At 68.0% G+C, this 612-nt stretch carries 1 protein-coding gene; it reads left to right on the top strand.

Going from position 1 to position 612, the window contains the following annotated elements:
* Nucleotides 1–38: 38 nt before the first annotated feature.
* Nucleotides 39–612, top strand: a 574-nt coding sequence (locus tag RM844_RS32080; RefSeq protein WP_311670974.1) for an acyltransferase domain-containing protein, incomplete at its 3' end; no start/stop codon positions are given.

Genomic DNA, 612 nt, shown 5'->3' with positions numbered 1-612 from the left:
CCGACGCGGTGGCGGTGGTGTGTGCGCGTGCGGGGTTGATGGAGGGGCTGCCTGAGGGTGGCGGGATGCTCGTCACCGACCTCACCGAAACCCAGGCCGAAGAGGTGGCGGCCGAGTTCGGCGTGGACATCGCGGCGGTGAATGGCCAGGAGCAGGTGGTCCTTTCCGGGGCGGTTGAGGCGTTGGACCGGGTGGCGGTGGCTTGTGGGGAGCGGGGTGTGCGGGCGCGCCGGTTGAGCGTGTCGCATGGTTTCCATTCCCGCCTTGTGGATCCGGTGTTGGGGGAGTTCGCGGAGCGGATCGCTGGGGTGACCTTCAATGCTCCGAGTGTTGGTCTGGTCTCCAATGTCGAGGGCACGCTGGTCAGCGAGCAGGTGGCTGAGGCTGGTTACTGGGTGCGGCATGTTCGTGAGCCGGTGTTGTTCGCTCGGGGTGTGGCCGCGATGCGGGATGCCGGTGTGACCACTGTGATCGAGCTTGGCCCTGACGCGGTGCTCTCCGGTTCGGTGATCGACGTGTTCGACGACGACGCCCAGGCCGTCATCCCCTCGCTGCGCAACCAACGCCCCCAGGCCGAGGCCCTCCTCCAGATGGCCGCCCGCCTGTGGGTAC

Source organism: Streptomyces chisholmiae (assembly GCF_031845445.1).
Lineage (GTDB): Bacteria > Actinomycetota > Actinomycetes > Streptomycetales > Streptomycetaceae > Streptomyces > Streptomyces chisholmiae.
Note: the sequence above shows the minus strand (reverse complement) of the source record. Positions and strands in the feature narration are given on the sequence as shown.